Genomic DNA, 6,679 nt, shown 5'->3' with positions numbered 1-6,679 from the left:
CAAACCTTTGACAAAGCCATTGCAAGTAATCCGGACGCCAAACCCATCTTCCATTCAGACCGCGGTTTCCAATATACCGGTCGTGTATTCCAGACCAAATTGACCAACCAAGAAATGGAGCAATCCATGTCCAGAGTGGGTCGCTGCATTGATAACAGTCCAACCGAGGGATTCTGGGGAATCATTAAATCCGAAATGTACTATCTGCAAACGTTCAAGGACGAGAAATCCCTTCGCTCGGCCATTTAGAAATACATCCATTTCTACAACTACGAGCGTTTCCAGGAGCGCTTTGAAACCCGCACTCCGATGGAAGTCCGCACGGAGGCATTAAACTCCGATGCCCCTGCACTGTATCCCATTCCCGAAAATAAGCGTATTCAAAAATACAAAGAAAAGTTCGCTGCATAAACAAGCTCACCGCTCCCGAAAAAGGAAACGGCGAGCATAACCGCACTATATTTTATTTATTTCTCCGGTCTACCTTGACTGGGGCGGATCATCTGCTCCGGCTGTCTGTTTTTGCAAAACCCAGATGCGTTGCCCCAGTTGGGGGAAGCAGGGAAGCGGATGTATGTTCTATCAATACAGGGTTAATTGATCGGCGCCGTAGCCGCGCTGATAACGGCGGGTGATGTCGTGCATCTGATAAAAGATACCGGCTTCGTCGCAGGCGCGGGTGAACGTGGCCCACAGTGCTTTGGCGCGCGGGCTGGCGCATTGATAGCGCGTGCCATAGCGTGCAATGTATTTTTGTTTCAGACCGGGAAATTCCCGATCGAGTGCGGCGTAAAAGTAAGCGCGCTGTCGGTCGCGCATGGTCAGGCCGAGGGCGGGGGAGATAAAATCCACGCCGATCTGCTTGGCGCGCTGCACGATGGCCAGCAAATGCGCTTCGGTGTCGGTGATCCAAGGCAGCACGGGCATGAGCAGGATGCAGGTGTGCAGTCCGGCATCGTGCAGCCGGGCGAGGGCATCCAGCCGTGCGGAGGGAGGCGGCGCATGCGGTTCAATTTTGCGGGCGAGCGTGTTATCCGCCGTGGTAACGGTCAGCTTGCACAGAACGGGCGCGTTCTGCCGGATTTCCCGCAGAATGTCGATATCGCGGCAGATCAGATCGCTTTTGGTAGCGATGGCGGCGCCGAAACCGTAAGCTGCCAGCAGTTCGAGCGCGTGGCGCGTGAGCTGTTCGGTGCACTCGAAAGGATTGTAAGGATCACTCATCGCGCCGGTGGAGACCACGCCCGTGCGTGTTTTGCGGCGCAGGTCGTCGCGGATGATGCGCAGCGCGTCCTGCTTGGCGCAGACTGTGTCAAAATCATCGTTGCGGTAGCATTCAGACCGGCTGTCGCAATAAATGCAGCCATGGCAGCAGCCGCGGTAGATGTTCATATTATAGCGTGCGCCGAACCAGCCTGCGGCGCTTTTGGTATTGGTGACAATGGTTTTGGCGGGAAGCATCTGCATAGCGGCAGCTCCTTTCCAGCGGTATGAAATTAGTATACCATATCGGAGCGGATAGAGGAGCGCCTGAGGAGAAAAAGATAGGTTTTTCACAAAAGAAAGCCGACCGTCCCAGAAGAAACGGCCGGCATAGCTTGTCGAAACAGTCTTCGCACGGTAGTGCGCATTCAATAGAAAATGGCAGTGAACTGCCATTTTCATAAAAACCCGCGACACGTGCGTGGGTTTTTATACAAGACGACGGAGAATTGTGCCCAAAGGGCGCGATTTGCAGTCGCAGATTCGATCGAAAGCGTGGTTTCGATCGAAAAGAACAGCCGACCGTCCCCGAAGGAACGGCCGGCAGACAGAAAGAAATGCGGAAGAAAGGAGTGGTTTTATCAGAGAAGCTCGCGCTTGATGCGCTCGAGTGCGGCAGGAGCCTGCTCATCCATCTTCTCCGGGAAGCCGAAGTAGGAGACACAGATGATGTTGTCGCCGCCGGCCTTGGGTGCATCAGCCTTCAGCTGCTTGTTGGCAAAATCCATGTCGCGCAGCGTCTCAAAGATGCCCGGGAAATCTACGTCGCCTTCGCCCATCGCCAGATGCTGGTGAATGGTCACGTCGGACTTGCCGCGTGCGTTCAACCAAGGCGGATTGGCAATGTAACGGCAATCCATGGTCTGGTTGTAGGTATCTGCCAGCAGAACGTGGGTCAGCTCATCGCCAGCATACTGAAGCATGTGGCGCACATCACCCTTGCCCTGATCGTAGAAGAAGCCGTGCGGGGAAGAGTAAACGTAGCCAAGGTTCTTGGAACGGAAGGACTTGACCATGTCGCAGGTCTCGTCGTTGAGCTCGCAGAAGTCATACGGATGAGACTGGATCTCAACACGCAGACCCTCACGCTCGATGATCGGCAGCAGCTCCTCCATCGAACGGAACCACATGCCGTTGCAGATCTCCTGCTGATTCGGGTCGCCGGACAGCTCGGTATTGATGACCGGCACGCCCATGTCAACGGCGATCTCAATCAGGCGCTTCCAGTTGGCAACAGCAAACTGGCGCTGCTCCTCGGTCGGACCCGACCAGCGGTATACACAGATAAAGGACGAAATCTCAACGCCGGTCTCCTTCAGAGCCTGCTTATACTCAGCCTGACACTCCTTGGAGAACAGCGGGTGCTTATAGAACGGATTGATGCGCGGATGCGGGGACTGCTCGATGTACTTATAGCCCCAGTCGGCTACCTTATGCACGTAATCCTTGATGGACATCTGCTTGGCCAGAACGTCTACGTCAAATGCGATTTTCATTTGCGTTTCCTCCTTGTCAAAAAGATTGTTGTGTGTGGGGGTGCTCCCCTTGTTTCGTTGGTTTTATTATACGGCGTTGGATGCGGCTTGCCAATGATACAACCCGCCCAATACCTGCGAAATCCTGCTATTTTATATTGCGGTATCTATGGCAGTCTGTTACTATAAAGAAAAGGAGCGTGATCGCAGTGCTGATTCCGGAAACCGGCGTGCACCAGACCTCGGAACGATACTTTTTTACCCCATCCTCGCTGGCACGCGAACTATTTTATTATCCTACACGGTGCGGGCATTACTTCTGCAACCACCGGTATGCTTTCAGCCACCGCTCGGAAATTGCCCTTCAGGGCGACCATAATCAAAATATCATGCTGTTCTGGGTACAGGCCGGTGCGATGGAGCTGACGCTCGGGGGCGTGCCCACACTGGCGGCAGCCGGGCAGGCGGTGCTGTTCGACTGCCGCCAGCCGTATCAGTATGCCGGGTCGGATGGGCTGGAATTTATGTGGCTGCTGTTTAACGGCCTGAATGTGCGGGCATTTTACCGGCGGATCGTACAGGCACACGGCGGCCGGCCGGTGTTCACGCCGCCGGGCGGCGCAGAGATTGCCAGCCTGCTGGATGGATTGCTCAGCGGCTGCGCGGCGGATGAACGGCCGAGCGAGGCCGCCTGTTCTCAAATGGTGCATCGCCTGCTGTGCCTGCTGCTGCTGGATGATACGCCGCCGGCACAGGATGGGAGCGACCGGATCGCGCAGGCCATCCGCTACATGAACCGGCATTTGTATGAACCGATCAGCGTACAGGATGCGGCGCAGGCGGTCAGTCTCAGCCCGTCGCACTTTTCACGGCAGTTCAAGGCGCGCACCGGTTATTCCCCCTATGAGTATATCGTGCTGCGCCGGATCGATAAGGCAAAATATCTGCTCACCTCTACGCGGCTTTCGGTAAAGGAGGTTGCCTATACCGTAGGTTATAACAGTGAGGAGAATTTTATCCACAGCTTTCAGAAACATGTCGGCGTGCCGCCCGGTGTGTTCCGCAAGTATCCGGTATAGAGACTGTCGAAAAACTTCGTTTTTCCGACAATCTATGTTTGGACTTCGCCAAACATGGACGAGAAAAAGTTCCTATGTAGAAACTTTTTTTCTCTCAAAGTATAAAAAGTCAGGCGCATGTCCTGACTTTTTATGCATTTGCGCTGCAAATGCTGTTTGATGCGCACTGCCGCGCGTATTGGTGAAACGTATCAACAAAATGCTTTTTCGACAGACTGATAACCGGGCTGTTTCGTAAATCTTAAGATTTTTCCGATGCGTTTCTTCAGATTTTCGTGCTAAGCTGAACAGCAGGGAGGGATCTTACATGAAAACCTGTTTGCTGACGGGATATGAGCTGGCATCCGGGCTGCTGCCGTGCGCGGCTCTGTATGCCGTATACGGCATGGGACGGAGCGGAACAACGCGGCGGATCAGGATGCTGCTTGGTATGGCTATGCTGTATCTGGCACTGGTGCTGCACGTAACCGGTGCGGGTACCTTATATAATGGGATACAGTTCGGTATGGCAGGGCAATGGCAGGAGATCAATCTGCTTCCGTTCTCACGGACGGTCGATCCGGTGGGATATGTGCTGAATATCGTGCTGTTTGTACCATTTGGAATGCTGATGCCGATGCTGGGTGCAGGATGGGGCAAGCTGGGACGGGTTGCTGCCGCAGGACTGGGGTTCTCTTTGCTGATCGAACTGAGCCAGTTGCTGAATCTGCGCAGCACGGACGTGGACGATCTGGTGATGAATACGCTGGGAGCCGTGCTGGGGTATGCGGTATGGCGGCTGCTGTTCCGGGCGCGTTGTCGGGCAGATGCCTTGGCCGGACGGGAGCGCCGAATACTGCTGCTCTGTGCGGCGGCTGTGCTGCTGGGGCGCTTTCTGCTGTTCGATGAGCTGTCTGCCGCCGGTTTGCTGTATGGATTCTGAGCAAAGCGCTCTGTTTTTTACATTGCATTTACATGGATTTTGCCGTATACTGTCTTTTATGAATAAGAAGGACGGCTGATTTATGAAAAAATACAGTAAACTGATCTGGATCCTGCGCTGTGTGTTGGCGGTGATCCCCTTTTTGATGATGGATCGCGCGCTGCGTGTGGCAACCAACTGCGGCGGCTGGTATTCGATGGATAAACTGCCGCCCAGCCTGTTTTCACTGGGGTTCGGTGCGTTGTTTGTATGTTTGGCGCTGCTGCCGCGCCGCCGGGGCCGGTTGGCCTACGGCCTGATTTATGGCGTGTGGATGATTTATGCCGTGGTGCAGTACAGCGTTTGGCGCATTTTTGACCGCTTCCTGTTCCTGTCGGATTTTATGCTCGCAGGCGAGGGGCTGGATTTTGCAGGCTATGTCGGCCAACTGGTGGATCAGCGTTATATTAAGGTACTGCTGACCTTTTTGCTGTGGGGTGTGATCGGTACGCTGCTGCTGCCGCCTTCTTCGGCAGGGGTGCGCCGCAAGGCTTGTCCGGTGCTGCTGACCGTTTTTTTTGCTGCGCAGATCATTGCCCCGCGGCTGTATGATCCGGTGCCCGAGGAGTTAGGCTGGGATGCATGGGCAATAAGCGGCTATGAATATGAGAATTTTACCTCCTCTACTTATGATGTGGCACTGGCCGGCCCGTATCAGTTTGTGTTCCGGGATGCGTGGCTGTCGATCCGGCCTGACCCGGCAGAGCAGGAAAAACTGGAGGAGATTTCCGTCTTTCTGGAGGAACGCCCCGCCCATACGGAGAATGAAATGACCGGCCTGCTGCGCGGCAAAAATCTGGTGATGGTGCAGCTGGAAAGCATTGATGATTTTGTGCTGAATGAAGAAAACACCCCGACACTTGCCAAAATGCAGCGTGAGGGCATCAATTTTTCCGAATTTTACACACCGCAGTATTCCAACGGCTATACGTTCAATACCGAATTCGCGGCGCAGACCGGCGTGTATCCCTATGCAAACGGCAATGTGGCATATTCGCTCAGCCGCAGCGCTTTTCCGTACAGTATGGCAAGCTTGCTGGGGCAGGAGGGATATACAGCCCGTTCCTTCCATAAAAGTGAAGCGCAGTTCTATAACCGCGGGGCCATGCATCGCGCCTTCGGGTATGAGCAGTATTATTCCGCGCTCGACCAAACGGGGGACGATCTGGCGGCAAGCGTGGACAGCTTCCTGATCGATACGGATGCGCTGTACAGCCGCATGGCAGACAGCAAGCCGTTTGTGGATTTTATCATTACGTACAGCGGCCATCTGGGATATGATGAAAAGGATGCGTTGACAACGTATGCGCTTGAACGGTATCCGGCTTATCGGGATGACAGCCGTCCCTATGAGATCAACGGGTTGTTTGCCAAGGCGCGGATGACCGATGATATGTTTACCCGTCTGCTTGAACGGCTCGAGGAGGACGGTGTGCTGGCGGATACCGTGTTCTGCGTATATGATGACCACTATGCCTACGGCGTGACCGACCGTGCCGTGCTGGAGGAATATTCGGAAGCAGCAGGCGGACGGTTGCTGGAGCGCACCCCCTGCTTTATCTGGTATCCGGGCTGCAAGCCCCAGACCGTGACCAAAACCTTGCAGACCGTGGATTTACTGCCGACACTGGCCAATCTGTTTGGCCTGCCCGAGCCGCCCACCATGGGACGCGATGCGTTTGACCCGGCTTATCCAGGCTATGCGGTATTTCCGAACGGTACTTGGCTGACCGATCAGGCCTATGTGGAAAAGGGCGAGATCCGCTGGAACGATGGGATGACGGAAGAGGAAATTGCGGAAATGAGCGCGTTTGCGCAGCGCTTCCGCGAGGTAAACGATGCCATTCTGGATACGGATTACTACGCACGAGTGCAGAAGAACTGACTTTTCAAAGCGGATG

Annotated in this window: 5 protein-coding genes and 1 pseudogene; 4 read left to right on the top strand and 2 right to left on the bottom strand. The window is 54.7% G+C overall.

What is annotated here, in order from left to right; translation table 11 throughout:
* A pseudogene (locus T363_RS15850) lies at nucleotides 1-249 on the top strand (DDE-type integrase/transposase/recombinase); the annotation flags it as partial.
* A 333-nt stretch (nucleotides 250-582) separates the two neighbouring features.
* Here T363_RS15850 and T363_RS0109810 read toward each other — a convergent pair.
* A complete protein-coding gene (locus T363_RS0109810; protein WP_031475401.1) occupies nucleotides 583-1,467 on the bottom strand; it encodes an SPL family radical SAM protein in 885 nt (294 codons plus the stop codon).
* A gap of 377 nt (nucleotides 1,468-1,844) precedes the next feature.
* Entirely contained in the window at nucleotides 1,845-2,759 is a 915-nt protein-coding gene (locus T363_RS0109805; RefSeq protein ID WP_031475399.1) for a sugar phosphate isomerase/epimerase family protein, read from the bottom strand.
* A 188-nt stretch (nucleotides 2,760-2,947) separates the two neighbouring features.
* On the opposite strand from T363_RS0109805, the gene T363_RS0109800 reads away from it, so the two are divergent.
* The 3 genes from T363_RS0109800 to T363_RS0109790 all read left to right on the top strand — a co-directional run bounded on the left by T363_RS0109800 (nucleotide 2,948) and on the right by T363_RS0109790 (nucleotide 6,663).
* Nucleotides 2,948-3,817 (top strand): AraC family transcriptional regulator, encoded by an 870-nt coding sequence (locus tag T363_RS0109800; protein ID WP_031475397.1) that lies wholly within the window; start codon nucleotides 2,948-2,950, stop codon nucleotides 3,815-3,817.
* Nucleotides 3,818-4,124: 307 nt separating this feature from the next.
* Complete coding sequence (locus T363_RS15180) at nucleotides 4,125-4,739, top strand: VanZ family protein (RefSeq protein WP_051643210.1); 615 nt, start codon at nucleotides 4,125-4,127, stop codon at nucleotides 4,737-4,739.
* 82 nt (nucleotides 4,740-4,821) lie between these two features.
* Complete coding sequence (locus T363_RS0109790; RefSeq protein ID WP_031475393.1) at nucleotides 4,822-6,663, top strand: LTA synthase family protein; 1,842 nt, start codon at nucleotides 4,822-4,824, stop codon at nucleotides 6,661-6,663.
* Nucleotides 6,664-6,679 lie beyond the last annotated feature (16 nt).

Source organism: Agathobaculum desmolans ATCC 43058, from assembly GCF_000701665.1.
Classification (GTDB): Bacteria; Bacillota; Clostridia; order Oscillospirales; family Butyricicoccaceae; genus Agathobaculum; species Agathobaculum desmolans.
This window is presented reverse-complemented; position numbering and strand designations above follow the sequence as displayed.

Excerpts from the sequence above, each read along its gene's own strand:
- T363_RS0109790 (WP_031475393.1), top strand. The coding sequence starts at position 4,822 with ATGAAAAAATACAGTAAACTGATCTGGATCCTGCGCTGTGTGTTGGCG.
- T363_RS0109810 (WP_031475401.1), bottom strand. The coding sequence starts at position 1,467 with ATGCAGATGCTTCCCGCCAAAACCATTGTCACCAATACCAAAAGCGCC.
- T363_RS15180 (WP_051643210.1), top strand. The coding sequence starts at position 4,125 with ATGAAAACCTGTTTGCTGACGGGATATGAGCTGGCATCCGGGCTGCTG.
- T363_RS0109805 (WP_031475399.1), bottom strand. The coding sequence starts at position 2,759 with ATGAAAATCGCATTTGACGTAGACGTTCTGGCCAAGCAGATGTCCATC.